Raw genomic sequence first — 26,459 nt, forward strand, 5'->3', positions numbered from 1 at the left:
TCCGCCATGGTTTCATACAGTCTGCGCAGCATGCGTATCCGAATTGGCAAGGAAGCATGCAATAGTTGTTACAGGCGTCCGTGATGGCGGAATGAAATCGAACTTTCACGGTCAGAGACTCGGTTTTCACATTCGGTAACGTTCATGCGCTTGACTCTTGATCCTCGCAACGACATCGACGCCGCCCTGTTACGCTACCGTCGGGTCTTCTGGGCGCTGGCTATTTTCAGTGGCGTCATCAACCTGCTGGTGCTGGTACCTTCGCTCTACATGATGCAGGTGTATGACCGGGTTTTGACCAGTCGCAATGAAACTACCCTGCTCATGCTTACCCTTATCGCCATGGGGCTGTTCATGCTCAGTGGCGTGATCGAATGGCTACGCGGCCAGGTCATGATCCGCATGAGCGCGGGGATCGACGCTACCTTGGCGCAGCGCTTGTTTGACGCGGCTTTCACCCGCAGCTTGCGCAAGCAGGACAGCAATCCCGCTCAAGTGTTCGGCGATCTTACCCAGGTACGCCAGTTCATCACCGGCCAGGGGCTGTTGGCGATGCTCGACGCGCCCTGGCTCCCGGTCTTCATGGTCATCGCGTTCCTGTTTCACCCCTGGTTCGGCTTCCTGTCCCTGGGCGTTGCCCTGGTCTTGATCGCCTTGGCGCTTTGGGGGGAGCTTTCCACCCGGCCCAGTCTGGCCCAGGCCAACGGCCTTTCCATGAAGGCCAACCTTTATGTGAACAGCAGCTTGCATAATGCCGAGGTGATCCAGGCGATGGGCATGCTGCCAGCGCTGCGCAAGCGTTGGAGCTGGCTGCAACAGGGCATGATCTCCGCCCAGGCCGTGGCCAGCGACCGAGGCGCGCGGATCAGCGCCATGACCAAGTTCGTGCGCGTCGCGGCGCAGTCGTTGTCTCTAGGCCTGGGGGCGTTGTTGGTGCTGGAAGGGCAGATCTCAGGAGGCATGATGATCGCCATGTCCCTGCTGCTGGGACGCGCCCTGGCGCCGGTTGAAATCGCGATCGGCTCGTGGAAACAATTCGTGGGTGCTCGCCAGAGCTACCGCCGCCTGAGCGACCTGCTGGCTGAAGAGCCTGAAACAGTGGCGCCCATGGCACTGCCGGCGCCAACGGGCGCCCTCAAGGTGGAGCGTTTGCTGGCCGCGCCGCCCGGCGCGAAGGACCCGATCATCAAGGGTGTGGATTTCCAGCTGGCCAAGGGCGAGATCCTGGCGGTGATCGGCCCTAGCGCTTCGGGCAAATCCACCCTGGCCCGCGCGCTGGTGGGCATCTGGCCTGCGATGGAAGGTGCCGTGCGCCTGGATGGAGCGCCGCTGGACCAATGGGCACCCGAAGCGCTGGGGCCTCATCTGGGCTATCTACCGCAGGATATCGAGCTGTTCGATGGCAGTGTGGCCGAGAACATCGCCCGCTTCGGTGAGCTCGACTCCGAGCCGATCATCCAGGCCGCTCGGCATGCCGGTATCCATGAAATGATCCTGCGCTTCCCGCAAGGGTACGACACTGTCCTCGGCCCCGGTGGGCAGGGCCTGTCTGGCGGACAGAAGCAACGCATCGGCCTGGCTCGGGCACTGTATGGCCAACCGGCCCTGATCGTGCTGGACGAGCCCAACTCCAACCTGGACGAAGCCGGCGAGCAGGCGCTGGTGCAGGCACTGCGGGCACTCAAGAACGCAGGCAGTACCGTGATCATGATCACCCACCGGCCGAGTGTGCTGGGAGTGGTCGACAAGATCCTGGTCCTCAACGACGGCCGCCAGCAATTGTTCGGTTCCCGCGACCAGGTACTCAAGGCGGTATTGCCGCCGGCAAGCGCTCCCACCGTAGCCCCCAATCCCCCCGTCAAGGAGGCGCGCTCCGATGCGTGACGTAACCGCACGCCGGCCATTGGCGCCGGTGACTCCCATTTCGAACGAGGCCGCCAACGCCGATGCCGGCAGCACGGCGCGCAAAGGCCTCTGGTTTCTGCTGATCGCCTTCGGTGGATTCCTGCTCTGGGCTTTCGTGGCCCCCCTGGACCAGGGCATGGTCGGGCAAGGCACCGTGGTGGTGGCCGGCGAACGCAAGACAGTGCAGCCGCTGGTTGGCGGTGTTGTCGAGAAGATCCTCGTAAGCGAGGGCGACCTGGTCAGCCAAGGGCAATTGCTGGTGCAGCTCAATACGGTCCAGGCCCAGTCCCAGTTGGAGGTAACCTTGGGCAAGCTGTTGAGTGCCCGTGCCACCGAGGCGCGACTGACCGCCGAAAGGCTCCGGCAGGACCATATCGAGTGGCCCGCGGATCTGCTCGAGCATGCCGCCGACCCACGCGCCAAGGCAGCCATGGCGCTGCAGGAAAATCTGTTCCTGACACGCAAGGCCGAACTGGCCAGCCGGCAGGGCATCGTCGATCACGAGGTGGCTTCCCTTACGCAGCAATTGCGCGCGTATCGCCAGGTAAAGAGCAATTACGATGCGCAGATGAGCTTCCAGCAGGAAGAACTCAATGGGCTGCGTGACCTGGCGCAAGATGGCTATGTGCCCCGGGCCAAGCTGTTCGAGGCTGAGCGCAATACCGCGCAACTGTCTGGACAGATCGCCTCGTCCATCGGTGATATCGGCAAGACCGAACAATCGATCAATGAGAGCAGGCTCAAGGCGATGCAGCAGGAGCAGGAGTTTCGCCGTGACGCGGAAAGCCAGCTCAGTGACGTGGCGGCCGAGGCCTCCGGGTATGCCGACCAGATCCGCGCCCTGCGTTTCGAGGTAGATAATGGCTCGCTACGCGCGCCGGTATCCGGGGAAGTGCTCAACCTGACCGTGCATACCATCGGCGGGGTAGCCACGGCCGGGCAGGCACTGCTGGAAGTCGTGCCGGTCGGCACGCCCTTGGGGATCACCGCGCGCTTCCCGCCGATGCTCGCCAACAAGTTGCGGCCTGGTCTGCCGGTGCAGGTACATTTCACCGCCTTGCAGCGGGTAGACACGCCAACGGTGACCGGAACCGTGGCGACGGTTTCAGCGGACCAGCTCATCGATGAGCAGACCCACCAGCCCTATTTCTCCGCCAAGGTGGAATTGCCGCCCGATACACTGCCCAAGCTGCAGGCGGCCGGGCTGCCAATCAAGCCCGGGATGCTGGCGGACGTGACCGTAGTGACGGGTGAGCGAACCCTTGTCAATTACCTGATGAAACCCTTGCGCGAGCGCCTGCTCGCAGCCTTCAAGGAAGAATGAATGAATAACCGCTGGCTACCCCTTGCGCTGCTGTGCCTGTCTATCCAGGCCCACGCATTGAGCCCAGACCCTGATCGCCTGACTCTGCTGCAGCTGTACGACGCTTCCCGATTGAACGATCCCGTGATGCGTTCGGCCGATTCCTCGCATCGGGCGGCGCAGAACGAAGAAGCCATCGGCCGCGGCGGGCTATTGCCTCAGTTGTCCTTGAGTTCGCGCTATGGCAAGGGCGGCCGTACCGACGGCGGCACTGACGCCAGCTATGTCGACAGTGACGACTATCAGTCCAACAGCCTATCGCTGATCGCCCAGCAGCCGATCTACGACAAGGGACGCTGGGCGGCCTACCAGCAGGGCAAGGCGCGTGGAGAGCTGGGCGAAGTGCAATACCAGGTAGCCGACCAGGCGCTCTACGATCGGGTCGCCAAGGCCTATTTCGCGGTGGCGAGGGTGGAGAACGAGCTGAAACTGATCGCCCAGCAAAAGGCCGCGATCGCCGGGCTGGTGGATCAGAGTCAGCGCCTCTACGAGAAAGGGCAGGGCGCGATTACCGATGTGGATGAAGCGCGCGCCCGTTATGATCTGGTCGAAGCCCAGGAGGCGGAGAACCAGGCGCAGCGCATCGCCGCCTTGCGTACCCTGTCTGGCCGGGGCAGCCTGCCGCTGCTGGAAATCGTGCCAATGCGTGAGGCCCCGCCGGACAACCCGTTGAACGATGGCCACGACTTGGGCTACTGGACGGGCCTGGCCCGCGAGGCCAGCCCTGAACTGGCGGCTCGACTGGCCGAGGTCAAGGTGGCCGAGAGCGAGGCCGAGGCGCAGAAGGCCGGGCATTATCCCACATTGTCGCTGACTACGCAGTTGACTCGCCGGGACAACTCTCAGTACGAGGAGCTTTCGCCCCGGCAAGACAGCTACTACGTGGGGCTTGCCCTGGACATTCCCCTTTACCGCGGTGGGGCCACCAGCGCCTCGGTGCGCAAGGCGACCGAAGCCCTTGCGGGGGCCCAGGCCGACGCCGACGCCCAGCGTCAGCAACTCAGCGAAGACGTTGAAACCGCCTATGCGGGCGTGGTGGCCGGCTACGCAAAGTGCCGCGCGACCCAACGGGCGGTGGAGTCCAACCAGCGCGCGCTGGTTTCCACGGAAAAAGGCTTCCAGGGGGGAGTACGCTCCACCGTGGACATCCTCGATGCTCAGCAGCGCCTGTTCGAGGCTCGCCGGGACCTGCTCAACGCCAAGCTGGACATGCTGCAAAGCTACGTGACCCTGCATGTGCATACCGGACAGATGGACCGCGCCGTGCTCGCCCAGGTAGAGGCGCTGTTCTGAAGCCCGCCTGGATCAGGAAACGGCCTTGAGGAATATGGGCCAATCGATATTGCGTCCGCAAAGCACGACCGCTACCCGCTTGCCGGCCAGGCCGCGGGCCATTCGAAGCGCCCCGGCCAGGGATGCTCCGGCCGCGCCCTCGATGATCCAGTGTTCGTCGACGGCCACCAGGCGCATGGCTTCGTGGATTTCCGCTTCGCTTACCAGCACGCTCTGGTGGATCAGCTGTTGGCACAGGCCGAAGGTGACAGCGCCGGGGAATATGCCTCCGGCCACGCCTTCGGCAATGGAAGGCTCGTTGGCTACGGAAACGATTTCTCCGGCTTCAAGGCTTCGATAAAGGCTGGCAGCGTGCTCAGGCCAGCAGCCGATGAGCCGGGCGCCAGGGTTGAGCCGGGCCAAGGCGGCCCCGATACCTGAAATCAGGCCGCCACCGCCCACCGCGGCGAACACCACGTCGACGCCAGGCTGCTGTTCATTCATCTCGACGCCCACCGTACCCTGACCGGCGATCACAGCCAGGTCATTGTAGGGCGATACATAGGGCTTGCCCTGCAGTTGCGCCTGCCGGCTGGCTTCGATCTCGGCGTCCAGGGAGGTGCCCGGCACAGTAACCACCGTAGCGCCCAGGGCACGCATGGCCTCGATCTTGTAGGGCGAGGTGCGTTGCGGGGTGTAGACGGTGATCTCGACGCCGGCCAGGCGACCGGCCAACGCCATGGCCTGGCCATGATTGCCCGACGTGGCGACCACCACGCCCCGGGCGCGCTCCTGCGGCGTAAGCAGGCGCATCTTGTTGTAGGCGCCGCGGTACTTGAACGACCCAGTATGCTGCTGGTGCTCGCACTTGAAGAAGATCTCGCAGCCGGTGGCCCTGGAAAACCGCTCGCTGTAGGTCATCGGCGTTACCGCCACGGCCGGGCGTATGGCCGAGTGGGCCGCAATGATGTCTCGGTACAAGGTGTCGAGCGACACATCCGTGGAATCAGGGTTCTGGCTCATTCGCGCTCCCAGCGCGGCCCTGCGGGCGCGACGCAGATATATCAAGCTGATCAGGGCCTTGACGGAGACTGCACGCAGGCCAGTTCTACCCGGGCGGCTATGGATTCTGTTCAGTGTAGTGAAGGTTGCGAGCTTCGTGGCTGAACATTCGCGATTTCGGCACCTCGAATCTGTAGAACTCAGCGAAAGGAGCCCGTGATGGCCGAGCAAGAGCCGTATGCCGATAAACCCACCCAGACGCCCGCCGATTATGACGAGTACGGTAGCGACCCGGGCCAGGACAAGCCTGAGGAAGATGCGCAGCCGGACCAAGCCCTTACAGACCCCGCCTGACCGTGCTCAGAAGGTGAACGATTCTCGACGCGGCGCCGGTGGAACGCGTATTTCGGTATTGCGCAACGCTTCCTCCGCTGTGGTGGTGGCGGGCTTGTCCGCCACTCGAGGCGCGCTGGCCTTGCCGACACTGCCTTTACGCCGGGTGGGCTTGGCCGGGGCTACCGGCTTCAGCGCAGCCAGGGCGGCCTTCCGGTCGGGCAGGGCTTTCGTAGTCCAGGACGATGCCAGGCTACGCGCCTGTGCCACCTGCTGCACCTGCGCGGCGGCAGGGGCGCGTTGCAGGGGGTCGCCGACGAGCACATCGACCCCGCAACCTGGATGGGTTGCTATCGTGCGGCCCGGTTCCATGCTCACCGTCTGCACGTAATTCGGATCGGCCACGGTGAGGGTGAAGCGTTGCCCAGCCAAGGGTGGATTGAGGAAGGTGAGGGTGGCGGTACGGCAGGCCGAGTAGAAGTACAGGTTGCCGGTACGCTGTAAGTCGAGCTTGCGAGTCTCGATGGCGTCGCTAGGCACGGCCTCGAATGCCAGTTCGAAGGCCAGTTCACGGTTGCCATCGCTGGCGAGGCCGGCCACGGGCAAGGGGCCGGGGCGCGGACTGTCCAATAGCGCCTGCACATCGATGGCCAATACCGTGCTGTCTTTCAGTTGGCTCATGGAGGCTGTCGCGGGAGCAGCGCTCTGCGACGCGACCTCCGGGCGCGCGGCGGGCAGGTCCGACGGACGCAATGCCAGGGTGTTCACCAGGTTGGTATCGCCGATCTTGGTCAGTTGCAGGCTAGCCTGCCCGCCGCTCGCATTCGCCAAGATGCCAAAATCAGTGCCTATGCCGCTGGCCTCGGCCGGGATGGAGGTTACGCTGGCGTGACCCTTGGCCTGCTGGACCAGCAACAGGGTCTTGGCGAGGGTAAATTTCGTCAGGCCTGAATAATCTCCCTGGCGCACCTGGCCGCCATCGCCAAAGGCAGTGTAGTGCAGGAGGGGGCCCTGAGCGCATCCGCCCAGTAATCCATAGCCCACGACGAGCGCCAGCAGGTGCCTGGTTCCCATGTTGATACCTCGGATGCAGTCCAATTGCGCCGCGACGCCTCCGTGGCGCCGTTCGACCCCGGAAACATATCCTTACCGCACGTCGGTGTCCAGCGAAGCGCCATGGAACCGTGAACGGATTCCAGGGTCATGCGCCGATCCGTGACCAGGCGGTCAGGGGGTCTGCGTCGTCTTAAAGGCATTCATGTCGGACAACTCGTCCGCCGAATCGAGCGCGGTCTTTGAGTCACGGTGCTGCGCCTTTCCCACCGGTCCTTTTGTTCGGGACTCCACCCCGTACAGGGATTCCCGCCTTCGGTCAAAAAAAGTCCGGAGACAGCTAGCAGCGGTTTAACTTGTACGATAACGTAGTAGTGCCTGCCGCCGCCTTGACGACAGCCCGCATAACGATAAAAAGTGGGAGTGTTCCAGATGCATGCCAATAAGAAAACGCATGTGCGTTACCTGATTCTTTTCCTCCTCTTCGTGGTGACCACGATCAACTACGCCGACCGCGCGACCATTTCGATCGCCGGTTCCAGCATCCAGAAAGACCTGGGCATCGACCCACTGACTCTTGGATTCATCTTCTCAGCGTTTGGCTGGGCGTACGTGGCAGGACAGATTCCCGGCGGTTGGCTGCTGGACCGCTATGGTTCCAAGAAAGTCTACGCACTGAGCATCTTTACCTGGTCAGTGTTCACGCTCTTGCAAGGCTTCGTCGGCTTCATGCCGGTGGCCACGGCCGTCATGGCGCTGTTCACCCTGCGTTTCCTCGTGGGCTTCGCCGAGGCGCCATCTTTCCCGGGCAATGCGCGCATCGTCGCTGCCTGGTTCCCTACTGCGGAGCGCGGAACGGCATCGGCCATTTTCAACTCGGCCCAGTATTTCGCGACCGTACTTTTTGCCCCTTTGATGGGCTGGATCGTTCATGCTCTGGGTTGGGAGCACGTGTTCATCGTCATGGGCGCCCTGGGCGTAGTTTTCGCCGGCGTCTGGATGAAGTTCTTGCATAACCCCGGCCAGCATCCAATGATAGGCGAAGCCGAATACCGTCATATCGCTGACAACGGCGGGGTAGTGGACATGGATCAGCCTGGGCAGAAACGTGCCGGCCCGCAGTGGGGTTATGTACGCCAGCTGCTGACCAGCCGGATGATGCTGGGCATCTACCTGGGGCAGTACTGCATCAATGGCATCACCTATTTCTTCCTGACCTGGTTCCCTGTGTATCTGGTGCAGGAGCGGGGCATGACTATTCTCAAGGCCGGTTTCGTCGCTTCGCTGCCTGCCATCTGTGGCTTCATCGGCGGCGTGCTCGGCGGCGTGATTTCGGACTGGCTGCTACGTCGCGGCCATTCGCTGACCTTCGCCCGCAAGCTGCCGATCGTTTGCGGCCTGCTGCTCTCCACCACCATGGTGCTGTGCAACTACGTGCAGCTGGACTGGCTGGTGGTCGGCCTGATGGCCCTGGCCTTCTTCGGCAAAGGGGTAGGCGCGCTGGGCTGGGCGGTCATGTCGGACACCTCGCCGCGGCAGATCGCCGGCATCAGCGGTGGCCTGTTCAATATGTTCGGCAACGTTGCCTCCATCACCACACCAATCGTGATCGGCTACCTGATCTCGACGACCGGCTCATTCAAATGGGCCCTGGTCTACGTTGGCGCCAACGCCCTGGTGGCGGTGCTCAGCTACCTGGTCATCGTCGGGCCCATCCGCCGCGTGCAGTTGCGCGACGCCCAGGGCCAGTTGCTGACCGACGCTCAACCCGTACATGCCTGAATAACATTACAAGGGGCCAACCCCATGCAGTTGATCGAACATTCCGATTCCCCGCGCTACGTGCGCCTACACCCGGCTGATAACGTGGTGGTGGTGGTCAACGACCAGGGCGTTGCCGAAGGCAGCGTCTTCCCGGATGGCCTGACCACCGTCGAAGGCGTTCCGCAGAGCCACAAGGTCGCCCTGGTGAATATTCCCAAGGGGGGCGAGGTCCGCCGCTATGGCCAGATCATTGGCTACGCGCTCGAAGACCTGCGCCAGGGCAGCTGGGTCAAGGAGACCCAGTTGGCCATGCCGTCCGCGCCACCCCTGGACAGCTTGCCGATGTCAGACGCGGTACCGCCGCCGCTGCCGCCACTGGAAGGCTATACCTTCGAAGGCTATCGCAACGCCGATGGCACCGTGGGTACTCGCAACATCCTGGGGATCACCACCACTGTGCAGTGCGTGACCGGCGTGCTCGATCACGCGGTCAAGCGTATCCGCGAAGAACTGCTGCCGCGCTACCCCCACGTGGATGATGTGGTGGCCTTGACCCACAGCTATGGCTGTGGCGTGGCGATCAACGCCCGGGATGCCTACATTCCCATCCGTACGGTGCGTAACCTGGCCCGCAACCCCAACCTGGGGGGCGAAGCCCTGGTGATCAGCCTGGGCTGCGAAAAACTCCAGGCCGGGCAGGTCATGCATGAGGACGACCCCTCGGTGGACCTGAGCGAGCCCTGGCTTTATCGTCTGCAGGATGCCAGCCATGGGTTCGTGGAGATGGTCGAGCAGATCATGGCCCTGGCCGAAACCCGGCTTGAAAAGCTCAACCAGCGCCGCCGCGAAACAGTCCCGGCGTCGGAACTGATCCTCGGCATGCAGTGCGGCGGCAGTGACGCCTTCTCCGGCATCACCGCCAACCCGGCCTTGGGCTTCGCTTCCGACCTACTGATCCGCGCTGGCGCCACCGTGATGTTTTCGGAGGTGACTGAAGTACGTGATGCTATCTATATGCTGACGTCGCGCGCCCAGGATCAGGAGGTGGCGCAGGCGCTGGTCCGCGAGATGGACTGGTACGACCATTACCTGGAACGCGGCGCGGCGGACCGTAGCGCCAACACCACGCCGGGGAACAAGAAAGGTGGGCTGTCCAACATCGTGGAGAAGTCCCTGGGTTCGATCGTCAAGTCCGGCAGCTCGGCCATCAATGGCGTGGTTGGCCCCGGCGAGCGGGTGACAGGCAAAGGCTTGATCTACTGCGCCACGCCGGCCAGTGATTTCGTATGCGGCACCCTGCAGTTGGCCGCGGGCATGAACCTGCACGTATTCACCACCGGCCGCGGCACCCCCTATGGCCTGGCCATGGCGCCGGTGGTCAAGGTCAGCACCCGCACCGAACTGGCGCAGCGTTGGCCGGACCTGATCGACGTGGATGCCGGTGTGGTCGCCACGGGCCGTGCGACCATCGAGGAGCTGGGCTGGGAGCTGTTCCACTACTACCTGGATGTCGCCAGTGGCCGCAAGCAGACCTGGGCCGAGCGTCACAGGTTGCATAATGACATCGTGCTGTTCAACCCAGCGCCTATCACCTGAGGCGCATGCTGCGCTCGGGAACTCTCGTGGTTCCCGGCGCTCGGCTTGCGTTCGCTCAAGGCCATGGGCAAGGTAGGCGCTTTCCTGAACAAGGATCCAACGCCTGCCATGACCGCCCCATCCTTGCTTTCCACCGCCGCTGTGGGCGCTCCCCAGCGCCTGTCCACTCGCGTGGCTTTTTTCATCGCCGGTTTCGTCATGGCCGCCTGGGCGCCCATGGTGCCCATGGCCAAGGCCCGAGCGGGGCTCGACGATGGCACCCTGGGTCTGCTGTTGCTGGGTTTGGGGGCCGGTTCGATTCTGGCCATGCCCTTCGCTGGCTACTTGACTGCCCACCGTGGCTGCCGCTGGACCATAACGGTCGCCAGCGTGGCGCTTTGCCTGTTGTTGCCAACCCTCGCCGTGGCGCCGAATGCCGTCACCCTAGGCATTGCGCTGGCGTTCTTCGGTGCCTGCATGGGCACGCTTGACTGCGCCATGAACATCCAGGCGGTGCTCGTAGAAAAAGCCGGTGAAGAAGCCGTCATGTCCGGCTTTCATGGCATGTACAGCCTGGGCGGTATCGTAGGTGCCGCGGGCATGGCCGGGCTACTGAGCCTGGGCCTGGCGCCGCTGCCAGCGACCCTGGTAGTGGCGGGCCTGGTCGTGCTGGGGCTGTTCTACGCTGGCAAGGCCTTGCTGCCCTATGGTAGCGAACGGGATGGACCGCTGTTCGCGGTACCTCGGGGTATCGTGCTGTTCCTGGGCGCTCTCTGCTTCATCGTGTTCCTGACCGAAGGTGCCGTGCTGGATTGGAGTGCCGTGTTCCTGGTGTCCTCCCGGCAAATGGAAGCGGCTTCGGCCGGACTCGGCTACGCTGCCTTCGCGGCCGCCATGACGCTCGGCCGATTGACCGGTGACGCTTGGGTGAATCGCCTGGGCGGGGTTCGCGTGGTCTTGTTCGGCGGCGCCTGCGCAGCGGCCGGCCTGGCCGTGACGCTGCTGCTCCCGGGCTGGCCAGCCGCGCTGGCGGGCTTTGCGCTGGTGGGTGCCGGATGCTCGAACATCGTCCCGGTGCTGTTTTCCGCCGTCGGGCGGCAGACACGGATGCCGCAGAGCTCCGCCATTCCGGCGATGGTTTCCCTTGGCTATGCAGGCATCCTGCTCGGCCCTGCCATCATCGGCCTGATGGCCCATCTGACCAACCTCTCCTGGGCGTTGGGTAGCCTTATCCTGCTGCTTCTGTTCGTCAGCGCGAGCGCGCGTTATCTGCGCGCGAACTGAAGTGCCCTTTGCTCAGGCCTGGCGGCCCGCTTCCAGGGCACGCCACTGGCGTGGGCTGAGGTTATGCCAGCGGCGAAAGGCCCGGGAGAAGGCGCTGGTTTCCGAATAGCCCAACAGACCTGCCAGCTCAGTGACCGAGGTCACGCCCTCACGCAGTAGACGCTGCGCCAGCCGCTGGCGCACGCGTTCCACCAGCTGGGTGAAGCAACAACCCTGGTCGCGCAAGCGGCGCTGCAAGGTCCCGACACCCATGTCCACAGCCAGTGCCACCGCCTCCAGGCTGGGCTCGCCTTCCGGCAGCCGCTCGATGATAGCGCGCTCGACCCTAGGCATCAGTCGTCCATCGCTGGCCGCGCCGCCGAGTTGCCGAATGGCATCCTTGATCAGCATCAACAGCACGGGATCGCTTCCCGGCATTGGCCGGTTGGCGATGTCTGCCTTGGGGATCAGGAGCCAATTGCAAGCGCGCCCGAAGTGAACGGGCGCACCGAATACCTGCCGATGCCTGTCAGCGTCTGCGCGCCTACTGTGCTCGAAGCCCACCTCCCGCGGATGCCAGCCTGGCCCGAGGGCGTGGCGAACCAGGTTCAGCGCCATGCCCATGGTCAATTCGGCGTCCTGGCGCCTCTCGACGATCGACCCATGGCGAACCTGATAGTCGAATCGATAGCACTCACCCTCATCCACCAGCTCAATCAGCGTACTGTGCTGGTGATAGGGAAAGGCTTCAGCGAAGTTGATCAGAGCGGTTTCCAAGGTCGGGGAGCACAGGCCCACATAGCCAAGCAGGCCCAGCGCCTGGGGCATGAACTGCTCGCCGTAGCGCAGCCCGAAGGTGTCGCAACCGGTCTGCCGGGCGGCGATTTCGAGCACCTGGCAGTAGTTGGGCAGCGCCAGGCTCAAGGTCGGGTGGGCAAGTTGCTCGGGGTCGATGCCTGCATGGCCGAACACCCGGTCAAGGTCACCGCCTTGCTCGATGATGAATCTGTCCAGGCCGCTGGCGGCCGCGGACAGCACGCCAAGATGTGGACGCGCCGCGTTTCCGGGCGAGGCGAAGCTGGCAGTGGTGGACGTCACGGACGGTTACCTTGGCAAGCTGGAGTATCGCTACTTAGCAAAAGGCGTTCCCGCTTGAGAACGGGGTTGGTATCCGCCTCGCCGAATGTTCGGCGTCAAGTGTGAACCAGGCCGGTGCGGATATCACGAACGCCGCGCAAAAGCAGGGCAGCATGGACGATTTGACCTCGGGTTGCCCGGCGCCACGCGCTGCGGTCAAGTTTTAGTGCCGGGCCACGTCTATGCTCCCCTAGAAACCCCCGGGCACCTTATCGGGCCAACTACTGGAGCGTGATCGATGAGCGCTAACACCCTTAAACCTACACTTGGCACGATCCACCTCTGGGGTATTGCGGTAGGGCTGGTCATATCCGGCGAGTATTTTGGCTGGAGCTACGGCTGGGGCACGGCAGGTACCCTGGGCTTCCTGGTCACTACCTTGATGGTGGCCGTCATGTACACCTGTTTCATCTTCAGTTTCACCGAGCTCACTACCGCCATTCCCAACGCAGGCGGCCCCTTCGCCTACAGTCTGCGCGCTTTCGGTGTTACTGGCGGTACCATCGCCGGCCTGGCGACCCTGATCGAATTCGTTTTCGCTCCGCCAGCCATCGCCATGGCCATCGGTGCCTATCTCAACGTCCAGTTCCCTGGGCTGGACCCCAAGTGGGCAGCGGTGGGCGCCTATCTGGTATTCATGACCCTGAACATTCTAGGCGTGAGCATCGCCGCCACCTTCGAGCTGGTGGTCACAGTGCTGGCGGTCGCCGAGCTGTTGGTCTTCATGGGCGTCGTAGCCCCAGGCTTCAGCTTCGCCAATTTTGCCCTGGGTGGCTGGGCAGGCGAGGATACCTTCAGCACCGGTGCCCTGGCTGGCATATTCGCCGCCATTCCCTTCGCCATCTGGTTCTTCCTGGCCATCGAGGGCGCGGCCATGGCCGCCGAAGAGGCCAAGGACCCCAGGCGCACCATTCCCAGAGCCTACATTGCCGGCATCCTTACGCTGGTAGTCCTGGCCATCGGCGTGATGATCTTCGCTGGCGGGGTGGGGGACTGGCGAGCGCTGTCCAATATCAACGACCCCTTGCCCCAGGCCATGAAGGCAGTCGTGGGCAATGACTCCAACTGGATGCACATGCTGGTATGGATTGGCCTGTTCGGGCTGGTCGCCAGCTTCCACGGCATCATCCTGGGGTACTCCCGGCAGTTCTTTGCCCTGGCCCGAGCCGGTTTCCTGCCGCCGGCCCTGGCCAAGCTTTCCCGGTTCCAGACGCCGCACCGGGCAATCATCGCCGGTGGCCTGATCGGTATCGCGGCCATTTTCAGCGACAGCCTGATCAATATCCAGGGCATGAGCCTGACCGCCGCCATGATCACCATGTCGGTTTTCGGCGCTATCGTGATGTATATCGTGAGCATGCTCAGCCTGTTCAAGCTGCGCCGCAGCGAACCGGGTCTGGAGCGCAGTTTCCGCGCCCCTGGCTATCCCGTGGTACCGGCCATCGCCTTGGGCCTGGCCGTGGTCTGCCTGGTAGCGATGATCTGGTTCAATTTCCAAGTGGGCGCGCTCTTCGTCGGGCTCATGGTCATGGGCGCTCTGTTTTCCAAGGTAGTACGCGGGCGCGCGTCGGGCTTGTCCGTGGCTGTGAGCGAGGGTTGAAGCATGGCCAGATACCGTCAGACACTAGGGCACTTGCACTGGGAGTTCGATAGCCTGCGCACGTTGCTGGCCAAGGCCAGCCCAGCCCGCTCTGGAGACACGCTGGCAGGTATCGCGGCGCAAAGCGATGCCGAGCGGGCAGCGGCGCAGATGGCGCTGGCCGACGTGCCTTTACGGCAGTTTATCGATGAAGCGGTGATTCCGTACGAAACCGATGAAGTAACCCGGCTGATCATCGATACCCATGAGGCGGATGCTTTTGCGCCCGTGGCGCACCTGACCGTAGGAGGGTTTCGCGACTGGCTTCTCAGCGAGGTGGCAAGCGGACCGGTGCTGGCGGCGCTGGCACCGGGCCTGACGCCTGAGATGGTAGCGGCGGTATCCAAGCTTATGCGCGTCCAGGACCTTATCCTGGTCGCCCGCAAGGTAAGGGTAGTGACGGCCTTCCGCGGCACCCTGGGCCTGCCTGGGCGGCTGTCCACGCGACTGCAGCCTAATCATCCGACGGACGATCCGGCGGGCATTGCCGCGAGCCTGCTCGACGGCCTGCTTTACGGCAACGGCGATGCCATGTTCGGTATCAATCCAGCCGGTGACAGCCTGCCGGCGATCATCGAGCTGCTGAAGATGCTCGATGGCGTGATCCAGCGCTACGAAATACCCACCCAGGCCTGTGTGCTAACCCACGTTACCTCTTCGATCGCGGCCATCGAGCGGGGCGCGCCCGTGGATCTGGTATTTCAGTCCATCGCCGGAACCGAAGCGGCCAATGCGGGGTTCGGGGTCAGCCTGAGCGTTCTGCAGGAGGGCTATGACGCCGGCCTGAGCCTGAAGCGCGGCACCTTGGGGGAAAACCTCATGTACTTCGAAACCGGGCAGGGCAGCGCGCTTTCGGCCAACGCTCACCACGGCGTGGACCAGCAGACCTGCGAGGCTCGAGCCTATGCCGTCGCCCGGCGCTATCGCCCTTTCCTTGTCAATACGGTGGTCGGCTTCATTGGGCCGGAATATCTCTACAATGGCAAACAGATCATCCGCGCCGGGCTGGAAGACCATTTTTGCGGCAAGCTGCTGGGCGTGCCCATGGGCTGCGATATTTGCTATACCAACCATGCCGAGGCCGACCAGGACGACATGGACACCCTGTTGACCCTGCTCGGTACGGCAGGGGTGAACTTCATCATGGGTATTCCAGGTTCTGACGACGTGATGCTCAACTACCAGACCACTTCCTTCCACGACGCCCTTTATGCGCGAAAGGTGCTGGGCTTGCGGCCCGCCCCGGAGTTCGAGGGCTGGCTGGCGCGCATGGGTATCCTGAATCAAGAAGGCTCGCAATTGCGCCTGGGCAGCCAACTGCCCGACGCCTTCGCGGGGGCGCTGGCACAGCTATGAATGCCCCAGGCCACGCTGACCAACCGGAAGCACAGCCCGCGGCGGGCAAGCCGCGACAACCCGCCCAGGCTGACCCGTGGCAGGCCCTGCGCGCGCTGACGCCGGCACGGATCGCCCTGGGCCGCGCTGGCACCAGCCTGCCGACCCAGGCGCAGCTGGCATTCCAGTTCGCCCACGCCCAGGCCCGGGACGCCGTTCATTTACCCCTGAACGTTGCCGGCTTGAAGGCCGCGCTCGGAGAAACCGACGCGCCTATTCTGACGCTGCACAGCGCGGCCGCTGATCGGCTGGTGTATCTGCAACGTCCCGACCTGGGGCGACGGTTGTCCGAGGACAGCCTTGCGCGCCTGAACGGTGATGGCCGAATCCAGGGCAGGGGCTTCGACCTGGCCATCGTGATTGCCGATGGGCTTTCGTCGCTGGCGGTTCAGCGTCACGCCGCGCCCATGGTCGATCGCATACAGGCGCTGGCCAGGGAGGAAGGATGGACAGTCGGCCCCCTGGTGATCGTCGAGCAAGGCCGGGTAGCGGTGGCTGACGAAGTGGCCCAGGGGCTGAATGCCCGAATGCTGGTGAACCTGATTGGCGAGCGCCCGGGGCTGAGTTCACCGGACAGTCTAGGGTTGTATTTTACCTATGCGCCCCGGGTGGGCCTCACCGACGCGTCCCGCAATTGCATCTCCAACGTGCGGCCCGATGGGCTGAGCTATGCCACGGCCGCGCACAAGCTTGCCTATCTCATGCGTGAAGCTTGCAAGCGGGGCCTGTCGGGCGTTCAGCTCAAGGATGAAGCCCAGGTGCCGCTGCTCACCCCGGATCAGACGCAGCCGAGCCCCGGAAATTTCCTGCTTGGGCCGGGTCGGCCGGAGAAGCCTACAGAGGCTTGAACACCAGTACGTCCCGCCCTTCCATCGGATCATGCAGCCAGTGGCCGGCTACCCCAAAGGTACTGGCCAGGCACTGCTCGGTAAGCACCTGTCGAGGAGGCCCCAGCGCCACCAGGCGGCCGCGATCGAGTACCGCGAGGCGATCGCAATACAGGGCATGGTTGAGATCGTGCAGGGCCAACAGGAGGGTGACCGGCAGTCTGCCTATCAGCTTGAGCAACGACAGTTGCTGGGCGATGTCCAGGTGATTGCTCGGCTCATCGAGCAGCAGCACCCGTGGCTGCTGGGCCAGGGCCCTGGCCAGTTGCACCCGCTGGCGTTCGCCGCCGGAGAGGCTATGCCACCAGCGTCGCGCGAAGCCAGCCATGCCTACCTGCGCCAAGGCCTGCGCCACTACCTGGTCGTCCTCGACGCTCCAGGGGCGAAGGGAAGACAGCCAAGGAGTACGCCCCAGGGCTACCGCGTCGCAGACGCGAATACGCTCGGTGGCCTGGCTATGTTGCTGAACCAGTGCCATGGCCTGGGCAACCTGCCGCCGTGTGAACTCACCCATTGGCCGACCGCCCAGCCAGACCGCGCCCGCGCTAGGGGCCACCAGCCCGGCCAGCAGGCGCAGCAGGCTGGACTTGCCCGAACCGTTCGGCCCGACAATGCCCAGTTTCTCACCGGGGTGTACATCGAGCGTGACGCCGTCGAGCAGCGTCGCCCCGTGACGCCGCCAGGTCAATCTTTCACAGCGCAAGGGAAGCGGGCTCAGGGCCAGCGAGGGCAACGCTGCGTTCACCGGCCTCGCTCCCCCAGCATCAGAAGCAGCGCGAACACCGGGGCGCCTACCAAGGCAGTGATCACACCCACCGGTAGCACCTGGCCCTTGACCAGGGTGCGTGAGAACAGGTCGGCGGCGATCAGGAAGAGCGCGCCACACAGTGCCGACAAGGGCACCAGCCGGCGGTGTCCGCTGCCTACCCACAAGCGCAACGCATGCGGGATGACCAGGCCAACGAAGCCGATGGCGCCCACCTGTGAAACCAGTACGGCAGTGACCAGCCCGGCGGTGCCGATCAGCACGATCTGTGAACGTCGCACCGCGATACCCATGGAGGCCGCGGCCTCGCTGCCGAAGATGAAGGCATCGAGGGTACGTCGTTCCGACCAGCTTACGGCCAGGCCGAGGCCCACCACCGGCAAGGTGAGCCAGACGGCACCCCAGCGTACCCCGCTCAGGTTGCCCAGCAGCCAGAAGAGGATGCCGCGGGCCTGCTCGGCGTTGGCGGACTTGGCGATGAGCAGGGCGGTCAGGGCATTGAAGAGTTGCGAGCCGGCCACGCCGGCAAGGATGATCAGCCCGGCACTGCTGCGCAGGCGCGACGCCCGGACCAGCAAGGCGACCAGGGCAAATGCCAGCAAGGCGCCGCTGAAGGCGCCCAGGGGCAGGGAAAGCAGCCCACCGCCGAGGCCGACAATGGCCACGAGCACAGCGCCGGTGGATGCCCCGGCGGAAATACCCAGCAGGTAAGGCTCGGCCAGCGGGTTGCGCAACAGCGCCTGCAGTATCACCCCGCACAGGGCCAGCCCCGCGCCACAGGCGGCGGCCACCAGGCTGCGTGGCAGGCGGTAGTTCCAGACGATGCCCTGGTCGATCGGGTCCAGCGGGTACTGGGCGCCAAGGGCATTGGCCACGGCCTTGAGTACTACCGGCATTGCCAGGGAGGTTTCCCCCAGACTGATGGCGCTCAACAGGGCGATCAGCAGCAGGCCGCCGCCGATGCCCAGCGGTAGCAGATAGCTTAGCCCAGAGCGCCACTGGATCATGGCGTCAATGCCCTGGTAGCCCTGGCCAGTTCTTCGATGCCGTTGAACAGCCGGTTTCCGGCGTGCAAGGCTTCGGCGTCGAGGATAACGATGCGGTCATGCTTGACCGCGTCCATGTTGCGGGTAACCGGGTCGGCGCGCAGGAAGCGAAGTTTTTCCTGGTAGTCATCCCCAGGGAAGCGACGGCGGTCCATCCGGGCGATCACGATCAGGCTGGGGTTGGCCTTGGCCAGGGTCTCCCAGCCGACGGTAGGCCATTCCTCGGTGGAGGTCACTACGTTGCGCAGGCCTACGCTGGTCAAGAGGAAGTCGGCCACCCCTTGGCGGCCAGCCACGTAGGGATCGCTGGCCAGGTCGGCGCTGGAGAACCACACGACGGCGGAAAGATCCTTGGCCTGGTTGCCCGGTGCTTGGACGGTGGCGGCGGCCAGGCGGCTTCGGTAGTCCTCGACCAGGGCGCTGCCGCGCTCCGGCACGCCGAAGATCCCCGCCAGCTGAACGACGCTTTCATAGACGCTCTCGACGCGGAAGGGGCGAAGCCGAGTCCCATCGGCCCCGACCAGGTTGTCCTTGCCTTCGCAGTCGGAAGGCAGGATGTAGGTTGGCACGCCCAGGTCGTGGAACTGCTCGCGCGTACCCACCACCCCCTGAGGGCCCACCATCCATTCGAACTGGGCGATCACCAGGCCCGGGCGCTTGCCGATGACAGTCTCGAAGCCGGGCTCGTTGTTGGCCAGTCGCGGCACCTTGGCATTCTGCTCGGCGTAGCGAGGGTCTACCGCGTTGAACCACAGGGAAGTGCCTGCCAGACGATCGCCCAGGCCCAGCGCATAGAGCATTTCGGTCGCAGCCTGGCCGATGGTCACCGCTCGCGCGGGTGCCTCCCGGAAACTGAGCGCCTGGCCGCAGTTGTCCAGGGCGACGGCGGTTTCCGGAGCGCCGGCGAAGGCGTTGCCGGCGAGGCAGGCAAGAGCCACGCCAAGAAAGCGGAACGGGAGCATGGAGCATCCTTGATGTCGATGGAAGAGCACCCGGCGTGGAGGAGAAGCAGTCACGGCCTCCGTGCGCCGCCGACGCGGTGCGGGCCAGCTCCGACCATGAGGCGGCGCTGTCTTGATGGGTGCTGCATGATTTCACTCGGAAACCGGCGGACGGCATACTAAACCAATGCACCGTCGGGCACCACGCCAGGGTGTTACCAGCCTTTAGCCGTGTACGGCACGATACAAGGCCTTGATCAGGTCTGACTGAGTAATGATGCCTACCAGATGTTGTTCCTGGTCGATGATGGGAATATGGCGATGGCCGTTTTCCGAAAACACCGGTACCAGGTCGATCAACAGCCGGTCCTGGCTGGCGACCCGAACGGTGCGCGTCATGATTCGCCCCACGCCCTGGACCTGGGAAGGACGAGGCCGTAGCAGGGAGCGCAGCCGCCAGGCCATGCCTTCGTGGACGTCCAGGTCGATCTGGCGCATGAAGTCCGCCACAGTCACGATTCCCAGCAGATGGCGGCGGCCGTCCACCACGGGCAACGCCTTGATCCGATGCTTGCGCATCAAGGCCCAGGCTTCCTTCAAAGGCATTTCCACCCGCGCGGCGAGCGGGTCCCGGGTCATCACATCCGCGCAGCGTACCTCGCCCATGGTGCGCTGGTAGGCCATCGCTTCCACTTGCTCGAGCAGGGCTTCGAGGTCGTCCCGGCTGATGTCCAGCACTTCGTTGTGTCGCGCCAGTACCGCGTCCAGATCGCTGCGTTGCAGGCGTGTGGTCGCCGCGGCCGGCGCGGCCCGCTGCAGGTGTGGCCATGGCCGGCCGGTAAGGTTGTTGTAGAGCAGCCCGGCGGCCACCAACAGCAATGAATCAAGCAGCACCGGGGTGACGGCGAAGGAGAAATGCTCGCAGCCCATGAGTACCATCAACAGCGCTGAAGCGCCGCCGGGCGGATGCAGACAGCGCAAGGCCAGCATCACCGCAATCGCCAGGCCCACCGCTAGGCCCGCCGCCAGGGAAGCGTCCGGCACCCACTTGGCGCAGGCGATACCCGTGAGGGCTGAAAGGGTATTGCCGCCTACCACCGACCAGGGCTGGGCCAGCGGGCTGGACGGCACCCCGAACACCAGTACCGCGCTCGCCCCCAGGGGGGCGACCAGGGCCAGGGCGAGGGCCTGGTGATCGTGGGCAAGGAAACCGCCGACCCAGCCCGCGGCCAACAAGGCGACCAACAGGATGCCGACTGCGGCTCCCGTGCTGGCACGCCAGCGCTCACGCAGGTTGATCGGCTGGGGTTGTGGCCAAAGCGCGCGTACGAATACACCCAGGCGGGTATGCCAGGGCTCGTTCGGATCAGAGGTAGGAACGGACATCTTTTAGCAGTGAGCCTGTACTGGCGCCCAGGAAGCGGGCGAATGGAGTTTCAGCGGCAGCCCAGCACCCCTCAGGGGGTGAGCTGCCTGGAGGAAATAGCGAAGTTGCCGCGGTTGACCCGCCAAGCAGCCTCGGCCAGCTTCGCTGTTCATTGCCACCACCGGATCAGATCGGCAGGGGCGGCGTGCGCGGTGGTATCTGGCGACGCTGGCCAGTGGCCTCGAACGCTGCGGCCAGGCGTAGCAAGGCATTGTCGTCGTAGGCGCGACCGGCGAACGTCAGCCCTACCGGCATGCCAATGTCCGCCATTACCCCCATGGGAACAGTGACGGTCGGCACGCCCAGATGCCGTATCGCAAGGTTGCCGTTGGCCACCCAGACACCGTTGCTCCAGGCGATATCCGCCGAGGCAGGGTTTACGTCCGCATCCGCCGGCGCTACATCGGCCACGGTGGGAAAGATCACAGCATCCAGGCCGCGCTCGGTCATCCAGTCTTCCAGGTCCAGCCGCCGTGTACGCTCCAGCCCACGCAAGCCATCCGGCAGGGTCGGCAGCTGGTCCCAGGGCGTGATGCCGCGCCTGGCCATGTTGACGTACTCATCCATGCCGGCGGCCAGGTCGCCCTCGCGGTTGGGCAGGGTGCCGGGTTCGTGCGGGAAGATCTTCGGGCCGTCCACGTCCGCCAGGCGGTTCAGCCGGGGGTCGCCATTGGCCTGAAGGAAATCGTCGAAGGCCCAGGCGGTCAGGTCCCACAACTCGTGATGGAGGAATTCCCTGGACACCAGCCCCCGGTTGTAGACAGTGGGCGCGCCGGGGCGGTCGCCTTCGCAGTTCGATACCAGCGGGAAGTCCACCTCGATGACCTCGGCGCCCGCGGCTTCCAGCGCTTGACGCGCCTGTTGCCAGAGCGCGATGACCGAAGCGCGGGTGTGGATGCGTTGCCCGGTAGGGCCGCCGATACCCGGCTGCTCACAGGTGCCTGCTTCGGGGTCGGCATTGATATACATGCGTGGCACCCCCAGACGCGTGCCGGCCAGGCTGCTGGCAGGCGCGGCCAGCGCCAGGTAGGACGCCGGGCGCACCGAGGCCACTGGGGGAATCGGGACCCAGGGCTGCAGGCGCCAGAGGTCGCCACGAGGATCCGGGTCCGGCGCCACTATCACGTCCAGCACTTCCAGCAGGTCAGCCATGGTGCGAGCGAAGGGCACCACCACGTCCATGGTCGGGGTCAGCGGCCAATTACCGCGCACCGAGATCACCCCGCGCGACGGGGTATAGGCGCACAGCCCATTGTTGGAGGCCGGGCCCCGTCCACTGGACCAGGTTTCCTCGGCCAGCCCGAAAGCGCTGAAACTGGCCGCGGTGGCGGTACCGGCGCCGTTGGATGAACCGGAGGCGAACGGGGCGGTCAGGTAGGCCGCGTTATAGGGGCTTTCGGCGCGGCCATAGACCCCGCGCTGCATGCCGCCGTTGGCCATGGGCGGCATGTTGGTCTTGCCCAGGCAGATGGCGCCAGCGGCCCGCAAGCGCTCGATGGTGAAGGCGTCGCGCTGGGCGACCAGTTCAGCGAAAGCCGGGCTGCCCGAAGCCGCCGTCAGGCCTTTGACCAGGTAGCTGTCCTTGGCCGTGTAGGGGATGCCATCCAGCGGGCCCAGGGTTTCGCCTCGCGCGCGACGAGCGTCTGACGCGGCGGCTTCCTCCAATGCGGCGGGGTTGCGCACGACCACGGCGTTGAGCGCGGTGGCGGTGTCAAGGCGGTCGAAGGCATCGATCCGGGCCAGGTAGGCGCGAACGAGGTCGACCGCGGTGAGCGTGCCGGCTTCGAGCGCGGCGCGCAGCTCGGCGATGGAGACTTCCGTAACTTGGAACATGGGGCACCGGTTGAGACGATCAGGTGAGAGCATTCTGGCTGTCACCTGACAAGACTGCAATCTTTGCCCAGGCTATTGCGCCTGAGCATTCCGGGCGTGGCGGTAATCGGCCACCGCCTCGTACACCGCCTTGCGCAACCGATTGATCCCGCCCAGTGGACGGTGGGCTTCCAGGCCATGCCAAGGGCTGAAGCGCATGTCGTCGCAGGCCAGGTTCTGTTCAGGCGTGTCGAAGTCCTGGGGCGCGACTCGCAGATGCGCCACGGTATGGAATGGCGAATCGCTCTCTTTCCAGGCCACGCTGGTGTCTTCAAGTGGCATGTAGCGGTTAGGGTCCTGCAGTTGGACCTGCAAGGCGAAGCAGGCTGGCTGGCGATCCGCCGAAAGCTGCTGGAACAGGGCATCGCGCAGAAAATTGGGCTGGTCCCTGTTCATCTTCGGCAAGGTGTACGCTGGGCAGGCGGAGGGCTCGGGAACCACGCGGAACTTGGCATTTTCAGGGCCGAAGCGGTAAGGCGACACGGAGTAATAAGTGGCGTCCACAGGGCTATCCGGCGCCTTGCTCAAGGTGGCGAAGGCAATGAGCAGGTGGCGTATCTGCCAGGTACGCGGGTCCCAACTGGGGAAGAAGGCCAGGGCCCGCTTGCCGTCGGCTTGGGCGGCGACATTCTGCCGGTATTCCGCCACGTCGCTGACGAAGAAATTGGGATGGTTGAACATGACAAAGTCCTGCTCGCGACGGGCCTGCTGGCTGCCGAGCAACTGCGTGCCGGGAACGTCCAGCAGTTTGATCGCCATGCCGCGAGCGTCGGAAAGCTTGTCGAATTGCGGGTAAGCGTTGCCGTTGGACAAACGCACCCAGGCCGCCCATGTCTTGCCAGGTTCGCTGAATACGCCCTGGCGCCACTGGGCGGGCAGGTCGCTGGCCACTTCTAGCTGGGCGCGCACGCAGCCATGGGCCTTGGCGTGGGCGTCGCGCAGGTAACGAGTATCGGTGCGGAAACGGTCGACGATACGGATGGCGGTCTGGATCACGTCCTGAGTCATGGCGGCTTCGCCTTCGGGTATCTCTTCCACCGCCGCCACCGCGCCCGAAAAGCGCCAGGCGTACCAGAGGCTGGCGCCGCCCCAGCCAAGCAACCCTAGAATCGTCAATCCGATGGCCAGTCGCGCCAGCCAGTGACCGAGGATCTGCCAGGCGGTCACCCATCGACCGCGGCCAGGGCCGCGCTTGCGTGAAATGAATAGGGTACGTTCAGTCATGGCAGGCGAGACTCCAGTGGTGTGCCAAGCACCTTGAGGTATTCGAGCAGGGCCCAGCGCTCCTGGGGCTGCAACAGGCGGCCGATCACGCCGCTGCCCTGGGGGCCATCGCGGAATTCATGGCCCCCGTTGCGGTTTCCGGGGATGCGGGTATCGAAGCGGAAGCCACCCGTGAAAGCACCGGTCTGATAGCCCAGGTGACGAGGGTCGTATTCGAATGTGCCTCGATAAAAGGTCACGGCGCGCTCGTCCTGCGGGGATAGCAACTGGTAGAGGTTGGGGACCGAGCCGTTATGCAGGAATGGTGGCGTTGCCCAGACGCCGGCCAGCGGACGGGCCTTGTAGGCGGCCTCTTCGCGTACGCCTATCGGCAAATCGAAGCCGTTCATGCGTCCCTGTTGTTCGGCGGGTATACCGGCGTCCGCATAGGCGCGCTGCTCCACGAAAGCCGTGACCCAGGCCAGGCCCATGGCCACCGAGACGCTATGCAGGTCGATCTTCTCGGGTTTGGGATGGACGTCCAGGGCGCGCAGCTCTTCGGGTGACCAGGCCAGTGCGGATAAGTCGAAGCGATGGTTGGCAATGTTGTCCGCTGCAGTCGGGTCGGTGCCGATCTGCGCCGTGGGCCATAGGGTCAGCTTCAGTTCCAGCCGTCCATTGGCTTCACGGCCGCGGGGCTCGTGGCAATGGGCGCAGTTTTGCGTGAAGAGCGCGCGGCCCTGCGCTGCCAGGGGCAGGTCCACAGGCCCGAAGACGTCCTCGGGCCAGGCCGGAGGGCGTAACCGCTGCAGGGTTTCCTCGATCAGGTGCAGGTCCTTCACGCGAACGCTCGATGGATAGCGATCCAGCCCCATGCGAGGCTGGCCGTCCACGTCGAAGTAGGACAGCGTGGCCCCCACGCCCAGGGATTCGCCGATATTGCGCGCCATTGGCTGCTGGGCCGAGCCGTTCCACTGGACCCAGTCGAATTTCCAGATGTCCCACAGTTGCGGGTAGTCAACGGGGGCGTTGCCGGCTCGATAGTTGTCCGGCGTGATGGCGTCGCCGAAGGCCGCGTTGGCGATACGCCCGAAGGCGTCGGTGCGGCCGGGTCCTTCCTCGACAGGATAGAGCCCGCGGTGGGTGTCGTTCCAGGCCGCGCGCACGAATGCGAACAGCGACTGCTTGAGGGCAACCTGCAGCTCGTCCTTACCCTCGGGATAGCTATTGCCTAGCACCTTGCGGGCGAAGCGGTCGAACTTCCAGGGCAGGTAGGTGGTGGCGGCAAGGCTGGCAACCAATGCCTGACCGAAGCTGCCACCACGCAGGGTCGGCACGCTCGAGGGCAATACGTGTTGCGCGGTTCCGCCGTCGATGCGCACCGCCGTTCCCCCATAGCGCAGTTCCCCGGTATGGCAGGCGGCACACGTGATGTCCAGGTAGCGTTGGCCATCGCCGGGGTTCAAGTGCTGGGTGAAGCCCACCGGCAACCGACCGGAGTTGGCGTCGGCAGCCGGCTGCTCGAAAAGAAAGCCGAAGCGCCCCAGGTTGCTTTGCAACGCAAAGGGTGTCGCCGAGAAGGGCTGCTCCAGGGCAGTGAACCACTGATAGCGCAGGCCTTTGACCTGTGTGCCCTGGGGCGTGAAGTAATACAGCTGGCGGTCCGCTGGGCTCCATTGATCGAGGTAGCGCACCTGCGTGGGCGCCTGGTAGGCGGGGAGATTCGGCCAGGCTACGTAATACAGCAACACAGCCAGGGCGAGCAGAAGCGCGATGAGCAGGGCGAAGCTAAGGCGAGCGACACGACGCATTGGGGCCATCCATGGTGAAATCGGGCGCCTTTATGCCCTATCGCTCGGATGATGGCAAGTGGCTATTTCGTCCTGCTGCCGGCAGTGAGAGGCTGCGTTTGGCGCGGATAGGTGAGCCAGGTAACTTTTCCTACAAGCATTTAAGGCGCTGCTTTATGGAAAGCCCGGGCTTAGGGCCTATACCTTGGAAACCCCCTCTCAAGGATGCCGAACGCTGGCATGGACATTCGCTATCGCAACACCCATCGCGCGCCCCCTATTCGTTTCACTTACCGCAGCCGCCAGGGCGCCATCAGTGAACATACGCTGCTGTACTGGCAGGAAAACAGCCTGGCCGTGCAGGGCCGCGAGCACACCGGTGCCTTCGCCAGCTTCCACAAGGCTCGCATGGTCCAGGTGCACGGAGGCGGGGAATGGTTGAACCAGGCACAGGTGCCGCCGGCGCCGGATCCACTGGCGCGGCTCGCGGGTGGCTTCAGCCCTCGCATTTTCTTCTTCGGCTTTACCGCTTCGGAGCGCTTGCGACTGGAGCTGCTCGCAGCGGAAAAAGGCTTGCACGTATTGCCCAAGCTGTCGAAGGCACTCGAATTCTGTTGCTGCGGGATGCGGGTGCGCTGGCGGGAGCTACAGCAGGCTTTTGACCGTAACGCGTGGGTATTCCACCCGCAGCAATTGATGATCGCATTGGAAACCGGAGTACTGCCGGAACATCACCCTTGGCTGTTCTAGGTTTCGCGAACCCTGGGTGAACGCCAGCGGGCTGGAAGTCTTGCCGTCGGTGTGAAACGGTCGGCGCAACCGTGGAA

21 protein-coding genes are annotated in these 26,459 nt (G+C 64.4%); 11 read left to right on the forward strand and 10 right to left on the reverse strand.

The annotated features are described in order from the left end of the window. The first annotated feature begins 144 nt into the window (after positions 1-144). Genes ACP691_RS07570 through ACP691_RS07580 form a run of 3 tightly spaced genes read left to right on the forward strand, consistent with a single transcriptional unit; the run spans position 145 to position 4,561 of the window. Complete coding sequence (locus ACP691_RS07570; protein ID WP_426199088.1) at positions 145-1,884, forward strand: type I secretion system permease/ATPase; 1,740 nt, start codon at positions 145-147, stop codon at positions 1,882-1,884. Then, on the forward strand, positions 1,877-3,229 hold the full coding sequence (locus tag ACP691_RS07575) for an HlyD family type I secretion periplasmic adaptor subunit (RefSeq protein ID WP_426199089.1): 1,353 nt from the start codon (positions 1,877-1,879) through the stop codon (positions 3,227-3,229). The genes ACP691_RS07570 and ACP691_RS07575 overlap by 8 nt, the downstream gene beginning before the upstream one ends. After that, on the forward strand, positions 3,230-4,561 hold the full coding sequence (locus ACP691_RS07580; RefSeq protein ID WP_426199090.1) for a TolC family outer membrane protein: 1,332 nt from the start codon (positions 3,230-3,232) through the stop codon (positions 4,559-4,561). It begins immediately after the preceding gene. Positions 4,562-4,573: 12 nt separating this feature from the next. On the opposite strand, the gene ACP691_RS07585 is transcribed toward ACP691_RS07580, so the two are convergent. Next, positions 4,574-5,563 (reverse strand): threonine/serine dehydratase, encoded by a 990-nt coding sequence (locus ACP691_RS07585; protein ID WP_426199092.1) that lies wholly within the window; start codon positions 5,561-5,563, stop codon positions 4,574-4,576. Between the two features lie 198 nt (positions 5,564-5,761). Here ACP691_RS07585 and ACP691_RS07590 point away from each other — a divergent pair, with 198 nt between their 5' ends. Further along, positions 5,762-5,896 (forward strand): hypothetical protein, encoded by a 135-nt coding sequence (locus ACP691_RS07590; protein WP_426199094.1) that lies wholly within the window; start codon positions 5,762-5,764, stop codon positions 5,894-5,896. A gap of 6 nt (positions 5,897-5,902) precedes the next feature. On the opposite strand, the gene ACP691_RS07595 is transcribed toward ACP691_RS07590, so the two are convergent. Next, positions 5,903-6,949: a hypothetical protein gene (locus ACP691_RS07595; RefSeq protein WP_426199096.1), complete on the reverse strand. Its 1,047-nt coding sequence runs from the start codon at positions 6,947-6,949 to the stop codon at positions 5,903-5,905. 411 nt (positions 6,950-7,360) lie between these two features. Between ACP691_RS07595 and ACP691_RS07600 the strand changes: the two genes are divergently transcribed. The 3 genes from ACP691_RS07600 (at position 7,361) to ACP691_RS07610 (ending at position 11,551) form a co-directional block, all read left to right on the forward strand. Beyond that, positions 7,361-8,710 (forward strand): MFS transporter, encoded by a 1,350-nt coding sequence (locus ACP691_RS07600; RefSeq protein ID WP_426199098.1) that lies wholly within the window; start codon positions 7,361-7,363, stop codon positions 8,708-8,710. A 24-nt stretch (positions 8,711-8,734) separates the two neighbouring features. Beyond that, positions 8,735-10,288, forward strand: a complete 1,554-nt coding sequence (gene garD, locus ACP691_RS07605) for a galactarate dehydratase (protein WP_426199099.1) — start codon at positions 8,735-8,737, stop codon at positions 10,286-10,288. A gap of 108 nt (positions 10,289-10,396) precedes the next feature. Further along, positions 10,397-11,551, forward strand: coding sequence for an MFS transporter (locus tag ACP691_RS07610; protein ID WP_426199635.1), 1,155 nt, complete (start codon positions 10,397-10,399; stop codon positions 11,549-11,551). A 12-nt stretch (positions 11,552-11,563) separates the two neighbouring features. On the opposite strand, the gene qhpR is transcribed toward ACP691_RS07610, so the two are convergent. Beyond that, entirely contained in the window at positions 11,564-12,628 is a 1,065-nt protein-coding gene (gene qhpR, locus ACP691_RS07615; RefSeq protein WP_426199100.1) for an AraC-like transcriptional regulator QhpR, read from the reverse strand. 277 nt (positions 12,629-12,905) lie between these two features. Between qhpR and eat the strand changes: the two genes are divergently transcribed. Genes eat through eutC form a run of 3 tightly spaced genes read left to right on the forward strand, consistent with a single transcriptional unit; the run spans position 12,906 to position 16,549 of the window. Continuing rightward, positions 12,906-14,267, forward strand: coding sequence for an ethanolamine permease (gene eat / locus ACP691_RS07620; protein WP_426199102.1), 1,362 nt, complete (start codon positions 12,906-12,908; stop codon positions 14,265-14,267). Positions 14,268-14,270: 3 nt separating this feature from the next. After that, complete coding sequence (locus ACP691_RS07625) at positions 14,271-15,662, forward strand: ethanolamine ammonia-lyase subunit EutB (protein ID WP_426199104.1); 1,392 nt, start codon at positions 14,271-14,273, stop codon at positions 15,660-15,662. Continuing rightward, entirely contained in the window at positions 15,659-16,549 is an 891-nt protein-coding gene (gene eutC, locus ACP691_RS07630) for an ethanolamine ammonia-lyase subunit EutC (RefSeq protein WP_426199106.1), read from the forward strand. The genes ACP691_RS07625 and eutC overlap by 4 nt, the downstream gene beginning before the upstream one ends. Here the strand turns inward: eutC and ACP691_RS07635 are convergent. The 7 genes from ACP691_RS07635 to ACP691_RS07665 form a co-directional block, all read right to left on the reverse strand. Continuing rightward, a complete protein-coding gene (locus ACP691_RS07635; protein ID WP_426199108.1) occupies positions 16,536-17,333 on the reverse strand; it encodes an ABC transporter ATP-binding protein in 798 nt (265 codons plus the stop codon). The genes eutC and ACP691_RS07635 overlap by 14 nt on opposite strands. Beyond that, positions 17,330-18,361, reverse strand: a complete 1,032-nt coding sequence (locus ACP691_RS07640) for a FecCD family ABC transporter permease (protein WP_426199109.1) — start codon at positions 18,359-18,361, stop codon at positions 17,330-17,332. The genes ACP691_RS07635 and ACP691_RS07640 overlap by 4 nt, the downstream gene beginning before the upstream one ends. Further along, entirely contained in the window at positions 18,358-19,362 is a 1,005-nt protein-coding gene (locus tag ACP691_RS07645; RefSeq protein ID WP_426199111.1) for an ABC transporter substrate-binding protein, read from the reverse strand. Before ACP691_RS07645 ends, ACP691_RS07640 begins: the two co-directional genes overlap by 4 nt. A 204-nt stretch (positions 19,363-19,566) precedes the next feature. Beyond that, the gene (locus ACP691_RS07650; RefSeq protein WP_426199113.1) at positions 19,567-20,727 is read right to left on the reverse strand and encodes an HPP family protein; all 1,161 of its coding nucleotides are present in this window, start codon (positions 20,725-20,727) and stop codon (positions 19,567-19,569) included. A gap of 166 nt (positions 20,728-20,893) precedes the next feature. Further along, positions 20,894-22,600, reverse strand: a complete 1,707-nt coding sequence (locus ACP691_RS07655) for an amidase (RefSeq protein ID WP_426199115.1) — start codon at positions 22,598-22,600, stop codon at positions 20,894-20,896. Positions 22,601-22,672: 72 nt separating this feature from the next. Further along, on the reverse strand, positions 22,673-23,863 hold the full coding sequence (locus ACP691_RS07660; protein WP_426199117.1) for a catalase family protein: 1,191 nt from the start codon (positions 23,861-23,863) through the stop codon (positions 22,673-22,675). Then, positions 23,860-25,653: a di-heme-cytochrome C peroxidase gene (locus ACP691_RS07665; protein ID WP_426199119.1), complete on the reverse strand. Its 1,794-nt coding sequence runs from the start codon at positions 25,651-25,653 to the stop codon at positions 23,860-23,862. Before ACP691_RS07665 ends, ACP691_RS07660 begins: the two co-directional genes overlap by 4 nt. A gap of 219 nt (positions 25,654-25,872) precedes the next feature. Here ACP691_RS07665 and ACP691_RS07670 point away from each other — a divergent pair, with 219 nt between their 5' ends. Beyond that, entirely contained in the window at positions 25,873-26,382 is a 510-nt protein-coding gene (locus ACP691_RS07670; protein ID WP_426199121.1) for a hypothetical protein, read from the forward strand. The last annotated feature ends 77 nt before the right edge of the window (positions 26,383-26,459 follow it).

Origin of the sequence: Pseudomonas sp. DC3200b2 (genome assembly GCF_049895785.1) — a bacterium.
Taxonomy (GTDB): domain Bacteria; phylum Pseudomonadota; class Gammaproteobacteria; order Pseudomonadales; family Pseudomonadaceae; genus Aquipseudomonas; species Aquipseudomonas massiliensis.